The organism is Burkholderia sp. ABCPW 11 (assembly GCF_001523445.1).
Taxonomy (GTDB): domain Bacteria; phylum Pseudomonadota; class Gammaproteobacteria; order Burkholderiales; family Burkholderiaceae; genus Burkholderia.
This window is the reverse complement of record NZ_LOVM01000080.1, coordinates 1-1,168: the sequence shown is the minus strand read 5'-3', so window position 1 is coordinate 1,168 and position 1,168 is coordinate 1. Positions and strand designations below refer to the sequence as shown.

At 66.5% G+C, this 1,168-nt stretch carries 2 protein-coding genes; both read left to right on the top strand.

Annotated elements, in window-relative coordinates:
• Window positions 1-573 (top strand): efflux RND transporter permease subunit (locus WS61_RS27000; protein WP_179949709.1); only part of this gene is annotated, 573 nt, incomplete at its 5' end.
• A partial coding sequence (locus WS61_RS26995) for a TolC family protein (RefSeq protein ID WP_179949708.1) occupies window positions 573-1,168 on the top strand: 596 nt, incomplete at its 3' end. The genes WS61_RS27000 and WS61_RS26995, both read left to right, overlap by 1 nt.

The window sequence follows — 1,168 nt, the reverse complement described above, 5'->3', positions numbered from 1 at the left end:
GCGATCTCGATCCTCGTCGTGTTCCTGTGTCTCGCGGCGCTGTATGAAAGCTGGTCGATCCCGTTCTCGGTGATCATGGTCGTGCCGCTCGGCGTGATCGGTGCGCTGCTCGCGGCTACGATGCGCGGCCTCGAGAACGACGTGTTCTTCCAGGTGGGCCTGCTGACGACCGTGGGCTTGTCCGCGAAGAACGCGATCCTGATCGTCGAGTTCGCGCGGGAGCTGCAGCAGACGGAGAAGATGGGGCCGATCGAGGCCGCGCTGGAAGCGGCGCGCCTGCGGCTGCGTCCGATCCTGATGACATCGCTCGCGTTCATTCTCGGCGTGATGCCGCTCGCGATCAGCAACGGCGCCGGTTCGGCGAGCCAGCACGCGATCGGTACGGGCGTGATCGGCGGGATGATCACGGCGACGTTCCTCGCGATCTTCATGATCCCGATGTTCTTCGTGAAGATCCGTGCGATCTTCAGCGGCGAGAAGGAAGACGTCGACGAGGCGCTGCGCCTGGCTCAGGAGCACTCGCACCACGAAGAGAAGCCGGGCAACGGCGACGAAGGCAACAAGGGACAGTGATGATGCAAAAACACGCTTTGACTGCAATCGCAGTCGCGCTCCTTGCCACGGGGTGCACGATGGCGCCGCATTACAAGCGGCCCGACGCGCCCGTCGCGCAGGCGTACCCGGCCGGCGGCGTCTACGCGACGCAGCCGGGCGCGGCCGGCGCGCGCAGCGCGAACGGCCAGGCGGCGACCGCCATCGGCTGGCGCGAGTTCTTCGTCGATCCGCGCCTGCAGCGGCTGATCGAAATCGCGCTGAAAAACAACCGCGACCTGCGTGTGTCGGTGCTGAACATCGAGGCGGCGCGTGCGCAGTACCAGATCACGCGCGCGGGGCTGTTCCCGACGCTCGACGGTACGGGCACGGGCAACATCCAGCGCTATCCGGCCGGGGTGTCGCAGACGGGCCAGCCGCTGATCTCGCGCGTCTACAACGTCGGGCTGTCCGCGTCGTGGGAGCTCGACCTGTTCGGCCGCGTGCAGAGCCTGAAGGATCAGGCGCTCGCGCAGTACCTGTCGACGTCGTACGCGCGGCAGGCGTCGGAGATCTCGCTGGTGTCGCAGGTGGCGGATCAATACCTGACGCTGCTGTCGACCGACGATCTGCTGAA